The organism is Mycobacterium gastri (assembly GCF_002102175.1).
GTDB lineage: Bacteria > Actinomycetota > Actinomycetes > Mycobacteriales > Mycobacteriaceae > Mycobacterium > Mycobacterium gastri.
The window spans coordinates 67935-83414 of the sequence record NZ_LQOX01000150.1; the positions used below are offsets into that span (position 1 = coordinate 67935).

General features: G+C 66.3%; 13 protein-coding genes and 2 pseudogenes. 5 read left to right on the forward strand and 10 right to left on the reverse strand.

What is annotated here, in order from left to right; all coding sequences use genetic code 11:
* From AWC07_RS27240 to AWC07_RS25185, 7 genes are all read right to left on the reverse strand, one after another.
* Positions 1-1755, reverse strand: coding sequence for an Hsp70 family protein (locus tag AWC07_RS27240; protein ID WP_036412514.1), 1755 nt, complete (start codon positions 1753-1755; stop codon positions 1-3).
* Positions 1756-1844: 89 nt separating this feature from the next.
* Complete coding sequence (locus AWC07_RS28210; protein WP_208622468.1) at positions 1845-2369, reverse strand: oligopeptide transporter substrate-binding protein; 525 nt, start codon at positions 2367-2369, stop codon at positions 1845-1847.
* Between the two features lie 70 nt (positions 2370-2439).
* Entirely contained in the window at positions 2440-3024 is a 585-nt protein-coding gene (locus AWC07_RS25165; RefSeq protein ID WP_036412512.1) for a hypothetical protein, read from the reverse strand.
* A 36-nt stretch (positions 3025-3060) separates the two neighbouring features.
* Positions 3061-3612, reverse strand: a complete 552-nt coding sequence (locus tag AWC07_RS25170) for a hypothetical protein (protein ID WP_036412510.1) — start codon at positions 3610-3612, stop codon at positions 3061-3063.
* A gap of 59 nt (positions 3613-3671) precedes the next feature.
* Positions 3672-4175 carry a (2Fe-2S)-binding protein gene (locus AWC07_RS25175; protein ID WP_051507945.1) on the reverse strand — a complete coding sequence of 168 codons (504 nt, stop codon included), beginning with the start codon at positions 4173-4175 and terminating at the stop codon, positions 3672-3674.
* A complete protein-coding gene (locus AWC07_RS25180) occupies positions 4168-5055 on the reverse strand; it encodes an FAD binding domain-containing protein (RefSeq protein WP_036412508.1) in 888 nt (295 codons plus the stop codon). Before AWC07_RS25180 ends, AWC07_RS25175 begins: the two co-directional genes overlap by 8 nt.
* Complete coding sequence (locus AWC07_RS25185; RefSeq protein WP_036412505.1) at positions 5052-7391, reverse strand: xanthine dehydrogenase family protein molybdopterin-binding subunit; 2340 nt, start codon at positions 7389-7391, stop codon at positions 5052-5054. The genes AWC07_RS25180 and AWC07_RS25185 overlap by 4 nt, the downstream gene beginning before the upstream one ends.
* Before the next feature lie 52 nt (positions 7392-7443).
* Between AWC07_RS25185 and AWC07_RS25190 the strand changes: the two genes are divergently transcribed.
* A complete protein-coding gene (locus AWC07_RS25190) occupies positions 7444-7995 on the forward strand; it encodes a nucleotidyltransferase family protein (RefSeq protein ID WP_244187697.1) in 552 nt (183 codons plus the stop codon).
* 4 nt (positions 7996-7999) lie between these two features.
* Here AWC07_RS25190 and AWC07_RS25195 read toward each other — a convergent pair whose 3' ends face one another.
* Entirely contained in the window at positions 8000-9430 is a 1431-nt protein-coding gene (locus AWC07_RS25195; protein WP_036412503.1) for an amino acid permease, read from the reverse strand.
* A 695-nt stretch (positions 9431-10125) separates the two neighbouring features.
* On the opposite strand from AWC07_RS25195, the gene dnaK reads away from it, so the two are divergent.
* The 4 genes from dnaK to AWC07_RS25215 are packed head-to-tail and all read left to right on the forward strand — an operon-like array spanning position 10126 to position 14279.
* Entirely contained in the window at positions 10126-12000 is a 1875-nt protein-coding gene (dnaK, locus tag AWC07_RS25200; protein WP_036412502.1) for a molecular chaperone DnaK, read from the forward strand.
* A complete protein-coding gene (gene grpE, locus AWC07_RS25205; RefSeq protein ID WP_036412500.1) occupies positions 11997-12662 on the forward strand; it encodes a nucleotide exchange factor GrpE in 666 nt (221 codons plus the stop codon). The genes dnaK and grpE overlap by 4 nt, the downstream gene beginning before the upstream one ends.
* A gap of 58 nt (positions 12663-12720) precedes the next feature.
* The gene (dnaJ, locus tag AWC07_RS25210; protein ID WP_036412499.1) at positions 12721-13908 is read left to right on the forward strand and encodes a molecular chaperone DnaJ; all 1188 of its coding nucleotides are present in this window, start codon (positions 12721-12723) and stop codon (positions 13906-13908) included.
* The gene (locus tag AWC07_RS25215; protein ID WP_036412498.1) at positions 13908-14279 is read left to right on the forward strand and encodes a heat shock protein transcriptional repressor HspR; all 372 of its coding nucleotides are present in this window, start codon (positions 13908-13910) and stop codon (positions 14277-14279) included. The genes dnaJ and AWC07_RS25215 overlap by 1 nt, the downstream gene beginning before the upstream one ends.
* A 302-nt stretch (positions 14280-14581) precedes the next feature.
* On the opposite strand, the pseudogene AWC07_RS25220 reads toward AWC07_RS25215, so the two are convergent.
* Both AWC07_RS25220 and AWC07_RS25225 read right to left on the reverse strand, forming a co-directional pair.
* Positions 14582-14817, reverse strand: a pseudogene (locus AWC07_RS25220) (hypothetical protein); the annotation flags it as partial.
* Positions 14818-14862: 45 nt separating this feature from the next.
* Positions 14863-15174: pseudogene (locus tag AWC07_RS25225) on the reverse strand (hypothetical protein).
* Between the last annotated feature and the right edge of the window lie 306 nt (positions 15175-15480).

Sequence of the window (15480 nt, forward strand, 5' to 3'; positions counted from 1 at the left end):
TTAGGCCCCCGGCGCCGCCGTGGTCGGCGTGACGGGCGCGGCTGTCGTTGTCGGCGGCTGTTGAGTGGTCGTCGGCGGCGCGGTAGTCGTCGGCGGCGCGGTCGTGGTCGTCGGTTTGGTGGTGGTCGGCTGGGTCGTTGTCGTGGTCGGCGGAGCAGTCGTCGTGGTAGTGGTGGTAGTCGTCGGCGGCGGCGACGTGGTGGTGGTGGTCGGCGGGGCGGTTGTCGTGGTGGCCGGCGGTGGCGGCGGCGTTGCGGTGCTTGGTGTTATCACCGTCACCGTGGGGCTGTTGTTCGGCCCGACCACCGTCACCGTCTGCGGTGTCGGCGGGGGCACCGGCGATGTGGTGTTGACCGGCTTGCTTTTGCTTGGGCCCAGTGTCAGCCCCAACACCACCGCGACCAGTATGGCCAACCCTGCCGCGGCCAGGCTGAAGACCACGGCAGCGCGTTTGTACCACGGCAGAGGTTCACCTTGAGTATCCGGCGGCTGGTCGCGCCTATCATCGAAAGCCGTTGCGGTGCGACCGTATTCACCAGTGGCATCGGGGCCGGTGTAGGGGACCGGTTCATTGCCGGTGTTGGCGTCCTCGGACCAGGCCAGCGGGACATTGGCCGGTTCGGTGGCGGGTGGGTTGACCCACGCCGCCGGCGCTGCCTCGGTGGGGACGACCGCGCCGACGATATGAGTAGGTGCGTCGACGGCGGGTCCGGCACCGGTCGGGGCACCCGCTGACGACTGTGCTTGGCCGAGCAGGCCCGCGCCGATCGCGGCGCTGGACGACGGCTGCGGCGCGGTGAAGACGGGCACCTGCAAGCGTTCCGACAGGCGGGTGGTGACCAGCGGGATCGCGGCGCCGCCGCCGGCGGTGGCCACGGCGGCCAGGGCGGCCCGAAATCCGTTGCGCTGCAATATCTCTTCGACAAAGCCGACGAAACGGTCCAGCGGGGTGGCGATCAGTTGCTCAAAATCATTGCGCGACAGCCGAACCGCCTCGCCGCCGCCGGTGGCAATGGTGGCCGTCATCAGTGCCGACAATTGCTCCTTGGCGGACCGGCATCCGCCGAGCAGACGCGTCACCGACCCCATGCGGGTGGCGGTGCCCGACACTTCGGTGCTGTCGACTTCGGGGGCCACTCTGAGCAGGTGGCCCAGGACAAGCTGGTCGATTTCGTCGCCGGAGAACTCGCGGTACCGAAACGTCGGGCCGATCTGGCGGAGATTCGAACCGGCGTCGGCCAAGGTTACGCTCGTGCCCCCGGCGCCGAAGTCGCACAGCGCGACGACGCCACTCGTCGGACATCCGGGCCTGGCGTGCAGCGCGGCCAGTGAGGCCGTGGCATCGGAGATCACCGTCGCAGGCACGCCGTCGGGCGCCAATGCGGGCTGGCTCAGCAGTGCTCCGCGCAGCGCGGCGAACTGGCCTTCGGACCAGTAGGCCGGAGCCGCGATGGTGATCGGGGCGCCGTAGCCGACGGTTCGTGCCATGGCGTTGAGTGCTTCCACCGTGAGGGCCTCGCCCTGATGCCTGGTCCCGTCGGCCGCCACCAGCGGAGCCGGGTCGCCGACCCGCTCGACAAAACTGCGCAACACTAGTCCCGGCTCGGCACTGTCCGGATTCTCTTCTGGCAGGCCCACTTCGGCTGCCCGACGCTCGAACAGCCGTAACACCGATGCCCGGCGCACCGGGGTGCCGTCCGCCCGGGCCGCGACCAGGTTGGCCACCCCGATGGACAACCCGAGCGAAATGCTCATCTCGCACCCCCTGTGGTCCATTGCTTGCCGGCGATCGGTGGCCGACGGCCGTTCCCCACGATAGCCGCCGTCGAAGCGCAGCGATCGGCTCAGAGGCCGGGCGGCAAGTTGATCACGGTCGGTATCGGCAGCGTGATCCGCGGCGGCAGAGTCGGCAACGCCCCGGGCGACGGGTTGGCCCCCGTCGTCGCCGTCGTCGCCGTTGTCGGTGCCGTGGTGGTCGTGGTCGTTGTCGGCGACGTGGTGGTCGTGGTTGTGGTCGTCGGTGCCGTGGTGGTGGTGGTCGTCGTGGTGGTCGTGGTCGTGGTCCGGGTGGTCGTGGTCGGTGCCGTGGTGGTCGTCGGCGGCGTGGTGGTGGTGACGGTGAGGGTGGTGGTGACCGACGCGGGGGTGGGGCGTCCGTGCGCAAGCTGGATGATGCCGTAGACGATCACCGCGATGAGGGCCGCGATCAGTACGCCCCAGCCGACCAATGCCAGCGGTTTGCGCCATCCCGGGGTGCCGGGCTCAGGTTGCGGCTGTTGTCCGTGTCCGCGCGGGCCGTCGCCGTATCCGTAGTTGCCGTAGACGGTCGGGTCATCGGCGCCGTAATCGGGCGGGTCGTACCTTGCCACGGCCGCAGATGCTAGCCCGCGACGGCCTCCGGCATACGGCAGCCACGCGGGCCGTTACCGATCAGCAGCCTTACGGAAGGTTCGGTGGCAGGGTGATCGGCGACGGCAATCCCGGGATGGTGATCACCGACGGCAACGGCGGCAGACGTGGCAAGCGCCGCGTCGGGGCCTGTGTCGGCTGCTGAGCCGGAGGCTGGCCTTGCGGCGTGGTGGCCGGCGGAGCCTCTGCTGTCGTCGTGGACGGTGAAGCCGTCGTTGTGGTCGACTCCGCTGTCGTGGTGGTGGTCGTGGGGGCCGTCGTGGTGGTGGTGGTCGGGGTCGGGTTGGTGCCCTGCTGACCACCCATCAGCTGGGTGATGCCGTAGATGATCAGCGCGATCAGGATCAGGCATAGCAGCGCCCAGCCGGTCAGTGTCGCCGGCTTGCGGTACCACGGTTTGGGCTCTTCGTAGAGGTCGGATTGCTCGGGCGGTTCGGATTGGTCGGGCGGCGGGAATTGCTCAGACGGCGGCCCGTGCTGGGCCGGCGGGGGAGGGGCTTGCTGGTACGGCAGGTTTGGCGGAGGCCGGCCGGCCGGCGGGTATCCGCCCGCTCCGAAGCGGCCATACTGGGTCGGCTGGTTGTGGAAGTCTTCGGGTGGTCCGTAGCGTGCCACAGAACCGATGGTACTAACGCAGTGGCGCTTCCCAGCTCAGAAGGTGCTGACCCGGTCGACGCTGACGAACATCCCATGCCCGGTGCCGTTGTTCTGGAAGCGGGTGCCCTCGGCGGTGGAGGTGATGGTCCAGCCCTGCGCCTCGTAGGTCTTGTAGTCGATGCTTACGGTCGGAATGGCGCCGAGATTGCCGAGGACCCACTGGACGGTGCCGGCGGCGGTGATATGCACGCCGTTGGCGTGCTCGCCGTCTTTGATCGGGGAATTGGTGAACGGCGCTTCGCAGCCGACGCTGTCTTTGCTGATCTGACAGCGGGTCTGGCCGGATTTGGTCTCGATGAAGACGTAACCGTTCTGGTCGGGCGGTAACGGGATGGCACCGGCCGGCGTAGTCGGGCTGGCCGGCGTTGTCGGCGGCAGCGGCGCCGTGCCGCTCGGTGATGAGGTACTGGGCCGGGACGTCGGGAACGACGGCTCGATTGGCCCAGCGCCCGGTCGGGCGATCGGCCTGCCGTCAATGGTGGAATCGCATCCGGCACCGAGCGCACCCGCCGCCAGCAGGGCCGCCCCTATCTGCAATAACCGCACGCGCTACTCCCGAGATTCTCCAAAGACCAAAACTCAGATTACGCAGCAGGTGACGCAAGTTAGCGCAGTGACGCGCCTTCGGCTTCGGTGTGGCCCATTACCTCTGCGGCCCGGCGCGCGGCCGCGACGATGCCCTGGTAGCCGGTGCATCGGCAGAAGTTCCCGGACAGGGCTTGGCGTATCTGGTCGTCGGTGGGCTGGGGATTGTCGTTCAGCAGCGCGGTAATCGACATGACGAAGCCGGGCGTGCAAAAGCCGCATTGCAGTCCATGGCACTCCCGCAGCGCCGACTGCACCGGTGAAAGCTCGCCGCCCGGGGATGCGACACCCTCCACCGTCGTCACCTCCATACCGTCGGCCTGGACCGCGAACAGCAGGCACGAGCGGACGGCAGTGCCGTCCAGCAACACCGTGCACGCGCCGCACGCACCATGTTCGCACCCCAAATGAGTGCCCGTAAGCCCGCACTTGTCACGCAGGAAGTCCGCCAACGTCATCCGCGGTTCAACGTTGGCGGCGACGGAATTTCCGTTGACCGAGAACTGGACTGATCGCTCATGCATAACTGGCCCCGGCGCTGGCTTGCTGGGCTGCTTGGGTCCAGGCGCGGGCCGTCATGGCGGCACCCACTCGGCTGCGGTACGACGCCGGCCCTTGCAGGTCCGACGGAATGTCGTCGAGTTCCGACATGGCCGCCCGGCCTATCTCCTCGGGTATCACCTCGCGCAGCGGCATGCCGGTGACCGCGGTTTCGGCCGCCGTCGCACGCTTGGGCGTGGCGCCCAGGCCCAGCAACCCGATCGCGCAACGCGACACCCGGTCATAGTCATCGAGCCGGACCCCGACGACTGCTCCGGCTATCGCGAAATCGCCGTGCCGGCGCGCAAATTCGCGTACCGCAAAGCCGGATCGGCCATTCCACACCGGAAACCGGACGCCGGTGAGCACCTCGTCGGGCTCCATGGTGGTTTCCCACAGGCCGGCGAAGAAGTCCGCGGCAGCCATCTCGCGTCGCCCTCGCGACGAAAGCACCTCCATCACCGCGTCCAGGGCCAGCGCCACCGCCGGGTATTCACCGGCGGCATCGGCATGCGCGATCGATCCGCCCAGGGTGCCGCGGTTGCGGATCTGGAAGTGCCCGACGAACGGCGTCGCCAAGCTCAGCAACGGAACCGCTTGGCGCACTTGCTTATCGGCGCCAACTACGGCCTCGGTGGTGCCCGCTCCGATCCACAGTTGGTCACCGCGGGCTTCGATGCCGCGCAGCTGGGGCAACCGGGATATGTCGATGAGGTGATCGAAGTAGGCCAGCCGCATCGACAACATCGGCACCAGACTTTGGCCTCCGGCAAGGATTTTCGCGTTCTCGCCGAGTTCGGCCAGCAGACCCACGGCCGCTTCGACGGTATCGGGTCGGTGGTAGTCGAAAGCCGCCGGCTTCACCGCGACGCCTCTTCCAGTAGCGAGACGATCGAGGCCGGACTGGCCGGCAGCCGGGTTATGGTCACGCCCAGCGGCGCCAGGGCGTCGTTGATCGCGTTGATCACTGCGGGCACCGAGCCTATTGCGCCGCCTTCGCCGACGCCCTTGTATCCGCCCGGGCCCGGGCCCGGGATCTCGACGTGGCCGTATTCGATCAGCGGCACCTCGGTGGCGGTCGGCAGTAGATAGTCGACGAATGTTGTGGCCAGCGGGTTGCCGTCGTCGTCGTAGACGAGATTTTCCAGCAGCGCGCCGCCGATGCCCTGCACCGTTCCGCCGGCGATCTGTCCTTCCACGATCGCCGGGTTGATCATCGGCCCGACGTCTTCGCTGACGATGAAGCGCAGCAGCGTGACTTTGCCGGTCTCGGTGTCGACTTCGCAGGTGCAGGCGTGGGTCGCGTTGGCCCAGTGAATCGGGTTCGGCGAGTTGAACCGAGCGCTCACCTCCAAAATGGGCGATATTCCCGGCGGCAACTGCTGCGGTGAGTAGTGGGCCAGGTAGGCCAGCTCGCCGAAGGACACCTGGGTTGCCGGGTCGCCGCGTACGGCGGCGCGCGAATGGGCCAGTTCCACTTCGGATTCTGCCACCTTCAGGCGATATGCGGCCAGCTTGACGATCTTTTCGCGCAGGATGGTCCCCGCCTCGGTGACGGCCCCGGCGGTCATCGGTCCGCTACGGCTGCCCTGCGTCCCGGCCCCGTACGGCGTGGTCGCGGTGTCGCCCTGGATGGTGCCCACGTCGTCGAAATCTGCCCCCAGCACGTCGGCGGTCAGCTGAATGACGGTGGTTTCCAGGCTGTTTCCGCTCGACCCGCCGTTGACGTAGACGGTGATCTTGCCCGTCGGCTCCATCCGGATGGTGGCGCCTTCGGTGGCCAGGTGGCCGGTCGCCGCGCCGGTCGGCTCGATGTAGGCCGAGAAGCCGAGGCCCAGGTAGCGCCCGTGTGCCAGAGCTTCGGCCTGTTCTTTGCGGAAACCCTCGTGGTCAACGATTTTCACGGCCTGTTCGAACGTCTCGATCGGAGCGACGTGGTCGTAGGGCATGCCGTTGGGGTTGAAGTAGGGCATCTCGTCACGGCGCAACAGATTTCGCCGGCGCAGCTCGACGGGATCGATGTTCATCTTGCGCGCGGCGATGTCGAGAAGTACTTCGCGAGCGAGGCTTTCGAACTGCCATGGACCGCGGTAGGCCACCAACCCGGTGGTGTTGGAGAAGACCGTCTGGTAGTTGAAGCTGGCCTTGGGCACCCGATACGGGCCCGGGAAGAACATGCCGATGGCGGCCGTGGTCAACACCGGGTAAGGCGTCGGATAAGCCCCGATGTCCTGGACGAAGTCGATGTCCGCGGCCGCGAGGTTGCCCTCGTCGTCGAACGCCATCCTGGCCATGCCGTCGACGTGACGCGCCTGCCCGGCCGACATCAGGTTTTCGCGGCGGTCCTCGATCCACTTCAGCGCCGCGGGCACCTTCCGGGCGGCCAGCATGACGCACATGTCTTCGCGCATCGGGACGACCTTCTGGCCGAAGCCGCCGCCGGTGTCCCGCGCGATAACCCGAACCCGTTGTGCCGCAATGCCTAACAGCCGGGCGCAGAAAGCGCGCAGCTCGTGCGGAGTCTGGGTCGACGCCCAGACGGTCAGTTCTCCCGAAGCGGCCACCCACTCGACCACCAGGCCGCGAGTCTCGATCGGCACCGGCAGATAGATCTGCTGATAGAGGTGCTCTTCCACGACATAAGGCGATGTGGCGAAGACGTTTTCGTCCGGCGGCGCCCCGCCCATCCCGCCGGCGACATTGTTCGGGTAGCTGTCGTGTACCCGCACATCCGCGGACTGCGCCCGCCTGAAGTCGACGATTGCCGGCAATGGCTCGTAGTCGACGTCGACCAGTTCGAGCGCATCCTCTGCGAGGTAGCGGTTCTCGGCGACGACCAAGGCAACCGGGTCGCCGACAAACTTCGCTTCGCTTTCGGCCAGCGGGGGCCGCGGCGTGTCCGGGACGTCCTTACCCGCGACTGCGTGCCAGGCCTCCCGGACATCCGGATTGAGGTCGGTGGCGGTGAACACTGCATGGACGCCGGGCAGTGCCAGCGCCGCCGAGGCGTCGATGCTGTTGATCCGGGCCCGCGCGAACGGGCTGCGCAGGAAGCAGGCGTGCAGCATGCCGGGCCGCGAGATGTCGTCGACAAAGCTGCCGTGGCCGGTCAGCAGACGGCCGTCTTCGACGCGCTGCACGCGAGTGCCGGCGTAGCGGGGCGCCGGGGCAGCGCTGGTCGGTTGCAAGTCCTGAGTCATGGCGCTCCATCTGGTTGTCGCCTTTTGAGAAGGCCAATGTCATCATATGAGAGTGGCATTATCGGAGTCGATAGTCGTCGGACTCCTCTTGGCCGCAGGTGCCGGGCGGCGGTACGGACGTCCGAAGGTCCTCGTGGACGGTTGGCTCGAGGCCGCGCTGGCTGCGCTGACCGGCGGTGGTTGCACCGGCGTCGTCGTGGTTCTGGGCGCTGCCCAGGTAGCGGTCCCGCCCGGTGTCACCGCGATTACCGCTGCGGATTGGCAACAGGGGCTGAGCGCGTCGGTGCACGCCGGCCTTGACCAGGCCAATCGTATGCACGGGGACTACGCAGTCTTACACGTCATCGATACACCCGATGTCGACGCCTCGGTGGTGGCGCGAGTGGTCAACCGCGCGGTGGCGTCCCGCAGTGGTCTGGCGCGGGCCTACTTCGGGGAACGGCCCGGACATCCGGTGGTTATCGCCCGCAGGCATTGGCCGGCAGTGCTGGCCGCGATCTCGGGGGACCAGGGGGCGGCCGCATATCTGCGGGGGGCGCCCGGGGTAGAGGTCGTCGACTGTGGCGACCTCGCCAGCGGCGTCGATATCGACGAACCGCTGTGATGCGCTATTGGGTGGGCTGGGTCGCTTCTGCGGTGTGCTGGGCGGTGGTCAGCACGCGGTGGCGGACCAGATACCAGCCGCCGATGAGGGCGGGGATACCCAGCAGCATCGCGGCGAGCATCCAGCGACCGTATGTCTGGTTGAACAGCATCAGGATCAGGACGGCCACCAGGAACACCAGCGTGAGCCAGCCGCTGTAGGGGGATAGCGGCATCCGGAAATGCGGCCGCTGCAACGTCCCGGCGGTCGTCAACCGGTGAAATCGCAATTGGCACACCACGATGGTCGCCCAGGCCACGATGACTCCGGTTGCGGCGATATGCAGCACGATCTCAAAGGCCTGGCTCGGTTTGACGGCGTTGAGGACGATGCCGAACAGGCCGATTCCGGCGGTGAGAAGGATTCCGCCATACGGCACACCGTTCTTCGACATCGGTGCGGTGAATTTCGGCCCGCTGCCATTGATGGCCATCGATCGCAGGATCCGACCCGTGGAATACAGCCCGGCGTTCAGGCTCGAGAGTGCGGCGGTGAGCACCACGAGGTTCATCAGGCTGCCGCCGCCGGCAAAACCAATCTTGGAAAAGAAGGTGACGAACGGGCTCACGTGTTCCCGGTAGGCGGTGTAGGGCAGCAGTAGCGCCAGCAGCGTAGTCGAGCCGATGTAGAACACCGCGATGCGGAACACCACCGAATTGATCGCTCGTGGCATGACCTTTTCCGGTTCGGCCGCTTCCCCGGCCGCGATGCCGACCAGTTCGACGGCGGCGTAGGCGAACACTACCCCGGACGTGACAAGCACCAGCGGCAGCAGGCCGGCCGGCAGCAGTCCGCCATGGCTGTTCCACAGCGATACCCCCGTCTGCTGACCGTCAACCTTGAAACGTCCGGCCAGGAAAACCGTGCCGATGACAAGGAACACCACCAGCGCCAGCACCTTGACCAAAGCGGCCCAAAATTCCAATTCCCCGAACAGCCGCACCGAGATCAGATTCATCGACAACACCAGCAGCAGCGCGCTCAACGCGAGCGCCCATTGCGGAATCACGTGAAACGCCGTCCAGTAATGGAAGTAATGTGCGATCGCCGTGGTGTCGACGATCCCGGTCATGGCCCAGTTCAGGAAGTACATCCAGCCCGCGACGAAAGCTACTTTCTCGCCGAAGAATTCGCGGGCATAGGACACGAACGAACCTGACGACGGGCGGTGCAGCACCAGTTCGCCCAGCGCGCGCAGGATTAGGAAGACGAAGATGCCACAGACCCCGTAGACCAGGAACAACCCTGGTCCCGCCGACGCGAGCCGGCCACCGGCGCCGAGGAAAAGTCCGGTCCCGATGGCGCCGCCGAGCGCGATCATCTGCAGCTGCCGATTGTTGAGGGTTTTGTGGTAACCGGAGTCTTCGCGGGTAAGCATGCTAGGAGGCGGTGCCATCGAATTCCTTATCGCCGTAGCTTGCGGAAACACCGCGAGACTGGGTGCCAGGCTATCCCACTCCCGCCATATGACGCATCGTCAGGCGGGGCCGGCTGGGTGGGCGTCAGGTGTGGTGGCGACGTCGAGTGTGCGTCGCTGGCGGTGAGTGTGCGTCGCTGGCGGCGAGTGTGCGTTGCTGGCGGCGAGTGTGCGTTGCTGGCGGCGAGTGTGCGTCGCTGGCGGCGAGTGTGCGTCGCTGGCGGTGAGTGTGCGTCGCTGGCGCCGAGTGTGCCGTCAGGGCGGCCGATCGCGGCGGTTCCCGCCCTACATGCACGCTCGAAGCCCCCAGTGCACGCTCGAAGCCCCCAGTGCACGCTCGAAGCCCCCAGTGGACGCTCGACGCCGCCAGCGCACGCTCGAAGCCCTGAGTGCACGCTCGACGCCGCCAGCGCACGCTCGACGCCGCCAGCGCACGCTCGAATTGGCCAACTTCGCTGCATCGCGACAGTCGATGAACGAAGAGCGCCGCGCCAGCTAGAACCAAGACGCCCACCCCGGGAACAAGAGCGAGACCGGTACCGTTAGCATGATCGACAAGTTGAGTGGACCAAGCTCAACCCTGTTTGACAGCGAGTTCCGCTGGGAGCAGGCTTGAGCGGGGTTCACTCAGCATAGTGCAGTACAGAACGTCTACATACTCAGGAGGAATCACCATGGCTCGTGCGGTCGGAATCGACCTCGGGACCACCAACTCCGTCGTCTGCGTGCTGGAGGGTGGTGACCCCGTCGTGGTCGCCAACTCCGAGGGCTCACGGACCACCCCGTCTGTCGTCGCGTTCGCGCGTAACGGCGAGGTGCTGACCGGCCAGCCCGCCAAGAACCAGGCGGTGACCAACGTCGACCGCACCGTGCGTTCGGTCAAGCGGCACATGGGCAGCGACTGGTCCATCGAGATCGACGGCAAGAAATACACCGCGCCCGAGATCAGCGCGCGTGTCCTGATGAAGCTCAAGCGCGACGCCGAGGCCTACCTCGGTGAGGACATCACCGACGCGGTGATCACCACGCCCGCCTACTTCAACGACGCCCAGCGTCAGGCCACCAAGGACGCCGGCCAGATCGCGGGCATGAACGTGCTGCGCATCGTCAACGAGCCGACCGCCGCCGCGCTGGCCTACGGCCTGGACAAGGGCGAGAAGGAGCAGACGATCCTGGTGTTCGACCTGGGCGGCGGCACCTTCGACGTCTCCTTGCTGGAGATCGGCGAGGGCGTGGTCGAGGTCCGTGCCACCAGTGGTGACAACCACTTGGGTGGTGACGACTGGGACGACCGGATCGTCACCTGGCTGGTCGACAAGTTCAAGGGCACCAGCGGCATCGACCTGACCAAGGACAAGATGGCAATGCAGCGGCTGCGGGAAGCGGCCGAGAAAGCCAAGATCGAGCTGTCAAGCTCGCAGAGCACGTCGATCAACCTGCCCTACATCACCGTCGACGCCGACAAGAACCCGCTGTTCCTCGACGAGCAGCTGACCCGGGCGGAGTTCCAGCGCATCACCCAAGACCTGCTGGACCGCACCCGCAAGCCGTTCCAGTCGGTGATCGCCGACACGGGTATCTCGGTCTCCGACATCGACCACGTGGTGCTGGTGGGCGGCTCGACGCGGATGCCGGCGGTGACCGACCTGGTCAAGGAGCTCACCGGGGGCAAGGAGCCCAACAAGGGCGTCAACCCCGACGAGGTAGTGGCCGTTGGTGCCGCGCTGCAGGCGGGTGTCCTCAAGGGCGAGGTGAAAGACGTTCTGCTGCTTGATGTTACGCCGCTGAGCCTGGGTATCGAGACCAAGGGCGGCGTGATGACCAAGCTGATCGAGCGCAATACCACGATCCCGACCAAACGGTCGGAGACCTTCACCACCGCCGACGACAACCAGCCGTCGGTGCAGATCCAGGTCTATCAGGGTGAGCGCGAAATCGCCGCGCACAACAAGCTACTCGGCTCGTTCGAGCTGACCGGTATCCCGCCGGCCCCGCGTGGCGTGCCGCAGATCGAGGTCACCTTCGACATCGACGCCAACGGCATCGTGCACGTCACGGCCAAGGACAAGGGCACCGGCAAGGAGAACACCATCCGGATCCAGGAAGGCTCGGGCCTGTCCAAGGAAGAGATCGACCGGATGATCAAGGACGCCGAGGCGCACGCCGAGGAGGACCGCAAGCGTCGCGAAGAGGCCGACGTGCGTAACCAGGCCGAGACGCTGGTCTATCAGACGGAGAAGTTCGTCGCTGAACAACGGGGTGCAGCGTCCGAGTCCGGTGGCTCCAAGGTTCCCGAAGAGACGCTGAGCAAGGTCGAAGCCGCGGTCGCCGAGGCAAAGACGGCGCTTGGCGGCACTGATATCGCCGCGATCAAATCGGCGATGGAAAAGCTCGGCCACGAGTCGCAGGCGCTCGGACAGGCGATTTACGAAGCCACTCAGGCTGAGGCTAGCGCCGCCGGCGCGGCACAGCCGGGCGGCGGCCCGGCGGGCCCAGCTGACGATGTGGTGGACGCGGAGGTGGTCGACGACGACCGGGAGTCCAAGTGACCGAAAGCAACCCACACGAACAGGTGACGGTCACCGACAAGCGGCGCATCGATCCGGAAACGGGTGAAGTACGCCACGTCCCTCCCGGCGATACGTCGGGAGGGACGGTACCCGGAACCTCGGCGGTCGGCACCGACAAACTGGCGGAAAAAGTCGCCGAGTTGACGGCCGATCTGCAACGGGTGCAAGCCGACTTCGCCAACTATCGCAAGCGTGCGCTGCGCGACCAGCAGGCTGCGGCGGACCGGGCCAAGGCCGCCGTTGTCAGCCAACTACTGCATGCGGTGGACGACATCGAGCGGGCGCGCAAGCACGGAGACCTGGATTCCGGGCCGCTGAAGGCCGTCGCCGACAAGCTGATAAGCGCATTGACCGGCCTGGGGTTGAAGCCATTCGGCGCCGAGGGCGAGGATTTCGACCCGGTGCTGCACGAGGCGGTGCAGCACGAGGGCGGTGGCGGACAAGACGCCAAGCCGGTGATCGGGACCGTTATGCGGCAGGGCTACCAGCTCGGTGAGCAGGTTCTGCGAAATGCCCTGGTCGCCGTCGTCGACACGGTTCCCGACGACACGGCCGAATCGGATGGGCCGCCCGCGGCCGACGACTCTGTCGAAACCGAGCAGCCCGACACGAGCGATAACGCCGACGTGCCCGGTGAATAAGGCCGAGAATCACAGGCGAGATAAAACTACAGAGACGAAGGTGAGGAGGTGACGCAACATGGCCCAGCGAGAATGGGTCGAGAAGGACTTCTACAAGGAGCTGGGCGTCTCCTCTGACGCCACCGCTGAAGAGATCAAGCGGGTGGCTCGCAAGCTGCTCGCCGAGAATCATCCCGACCGAAACCCGGGCAACAAGGCGGCCGAGGATCGCTACAAGGCGGTCTCCGAGGCAAAGGAAGTGCTCACCGATCCGGCCAAGCGCAAGGAGTACGACGAAACGCGCCGGCTTTTCGCCGGCGGCGGTTTCGGTGGCCGTAGGTTCGATGCCGGCGGCTTCGGGGGCTTCGGGGGCGGCAGCTATGGCTCCGATGGCGCCGAGTTCAACCTCAACGATTTGTTCGACGCCGCCAGCCGTTCCGGCGGGACCAATATCGGTGACTTGTTCGGCGGGTTGTTCGGCCGCGGCGGCAGTACCCGTCCCAGCCGGCCGCGACGCGGCAACGACCTGGAGACCGAGACCGAGCTTGATTTCGTGGAGGCCGCCAAGGGCGTGGCGATGCCGTTGCGGCTGACCAGTCCGGCGCCGTGCACCAACTGCCACGGCAGCGGAGCGCGCCCGGGCACCAGCCCTAAGGTGTGTCCCACCTGCAACGGCGCCGGGGTGATCAACCGGAACCAGGGTGCGTTCGGCTTCTCCGAGCCCTGCACCGATTGCCGGGGTAGCGGCTCGATCATCGAGCACCCGTGTGATGAGTGCAAAGGCACCGGCGTCACCACCCGCACCCGCACCATCAATGTACGGATCCCGCCGGGCGTCGAGGACGGACAGCGGATCAGATTGCCCGGGCAAGGCGAAGCTGGGTTGCGCGGTGCGCCGTCGGGAGACCTGTATGTGACGGTGCATGTTCGGCCGCATCCGGTGTTCGGGCGCGACGGTGATGACCTGACCGTGACAGTTCCGGTTAGCTTTACCGAATTAGCTTTAGGCTCAACACTTTCCGTGCCGACACTGGACGGGACCGTGGGCGTCCGGGTGCCGAAGGGCACCGCCGACGGTCGAATCTTGCGGGTGCGCGGACGTGGCGTGCCCAAGCGCAGCGGCGGTAGCGGCGACCTCCTCGTCACCGTGAAGGTGGCCGTTCCGCCGAATTTGGAAGGCGCCGCCGAAGAGGCGCTTCAGGCCTACGCGGCGGCCGAGCGGTCCAGCGGGTTCAACCCCAGGGCCGGTTGGGCGGGTAATCGCTGATGGCCAAGAAGGACGAGTCTCGGACGTTTCTGATCTCGGTGGCTGCCGAGCTGGCTGGCATGCACGCACAGACGCTGCGCACCTATGACCGGCTGGGTTTGGTCAGTCCGAGGCGCACTTCGGGTGGGGGGCGGCGCTATTCGGAGCGCGATGTCGATCTGCTGCGTCAGGTGCAGCATCTCTCGCAGGAAGAAGGCGTCAATCTCGCCGGCATCAAGCGCATCATCGAGCTGACGAATCAGGTGGAAGCGCTGCAGGCGAGGGTCAAGGAGATGGCCGAGGAATTGGTGGTCCTGCGCGCCAATCAACGTCGTGAGCTTGCGGTATTGCCCAAGAGCACGGCCCTCGTCCTCTGGCAACCGCGCCGGTGAGCGGAGCCCGCGGGTGCGGGCGAGCGAACGGCGCCATCAGCGGAGCCGGTGAGCGGAGCCCGCGGGTGCGGGCGAGCGAACGGCGCCATCAGCGGAGCCGGTGAGCGGAGCTCGCGGGAGCGGGCGAGCGAACGGCGCCATCAGCGGCGCCGGTGAGCGGAGCCCGCGTGATTAGTGCGCACGTCAGCGAGCATCTTGATGAGGGCCCGGGTATCGGGTCGGCGACGGTGAGGCCTTGATTAGCAACCGAAAGTTGTTATTCCACAACGTGTTTCAGCTTTGATACGATGCTGCTGACCAGCCTAAGATTGGTTGTTTGTCGGTGGCGGTGGGGTTGGAAGGGTTCGTACCACCACCAGTGGGCGCGTTCGCCGGTGAGTCCTGGGTAGGGCGGTACGGTGGGTGGGCGTGCCAGCGATCCCGGGTGCAGTGACCGGCCGGCGTGGTCGGTGACGCTGAGATTGGCTGCGGGTCCGGTGATGGTGATGAGGCCGCGGTGGTGGCTGCGGTGGTGATAGGGGCAGAGCAGCACCAGGTTGGTCGCGAATCCGTAAGCTACCCCCCACAGGTGGGGCATCAAAGCTCACCGGTTCCACTCCACCAGCTTCATCCGCACGTCGACACCTGGTCCGAGCTTCTGCTTGAGACCCTGCAAAAAACCCCACTAACGCACCGCCTGGTCAGCCAAACGCCGACATAGCCGCTCCACTGCTGTCAACGGCTGGTTTTCATAGTCGATATCACCGCGCGGATCCAACGTGTCCGTCGCGGAAGCGACCGGTACCTGGTTCTCTAGCAGCAGCATCGCGAGCTGACGCTTGTCCACCAGCACCACCCACCGCATCTGTGCAGGCAGTTTGGGGGGCGTCGTTTCGTCCCTGGCTGCGTACGTCATGTGCGTTCCTGCCTGAGTTCCCTCAGTCCCACGCGGATACCACCGCCGGACGATGACCTCTGCGGACAGCGTTGCCTCATAGCCGATTCCCCGCAGTGCAGCACTTCCCTGACGCCTCCCCTATTGCTGGCCCACGTGGGCGGCGCCGAACCCGCAACGCTTCATGAGATGGGCCATTGAGGACTGCCAATTTGTTGCGGAACTCTCGGATATTTCGCACCTTGGCGAGCTCACTCCCAGACCATCGAAGATGACAAGAATAGCCCCCAAAGGAATCCCGCCCCATAGCGATCTCCCTTCCATAAG

Bases quoted from the DNA above. Each gene is read 5' to 3' on its own strand.
- AWC07_RS25215 (WP_036412498.1), top strand. From the start codon at position 13,908: ATGGCCAAGAAGGACGAGTCTCGGACGTTTCTGATCTCGGTGGCTGCC.
- AWC07_RS25185 (WP_036412505.1), bottom strand. From the start codon at position 7,391: ATGACTCAGGACTTGCAACCGACCAGCGCTGCCCCGGCGCCCCGCTAC.
- dnaJ (WP_036412499.1), top strand. From the start codon at position 12,721: ATGGCCCAGCGAGAATGGGTCGAGAAGGACTTCTACAAGGAGCTGGGC.
- AWC07_RS25195 (WP_036412503.1), bottom strand. From the start codon at position 9,430: ATGGCACCGCCTCCTAGCATGCTTACCCGCGAAGACTCCGGTTACCAC.
- AWC07_RS27240 (WP_036412514.1), bottom strand. From the start codon at position 1,755: ATGAGCATTTCGCTCGGGTTGTCCATCGGGGTGGCCAACCTGGTCGCG.
- AWC07_RS25175 (WP_051507945.1), bottom strand. From the start codon at position 4,175: ATGCATGAGCGATCAGTCCAGTTCTCGGTCAACGGAAATTCCGTCGCC.
- dnaK (WP_036412502.1), top strand. From the start codon at position 10,126: ATGGCTCGTGCGGTCGGAATCGACCTCGGGACCACCAACTCCGTCGTC.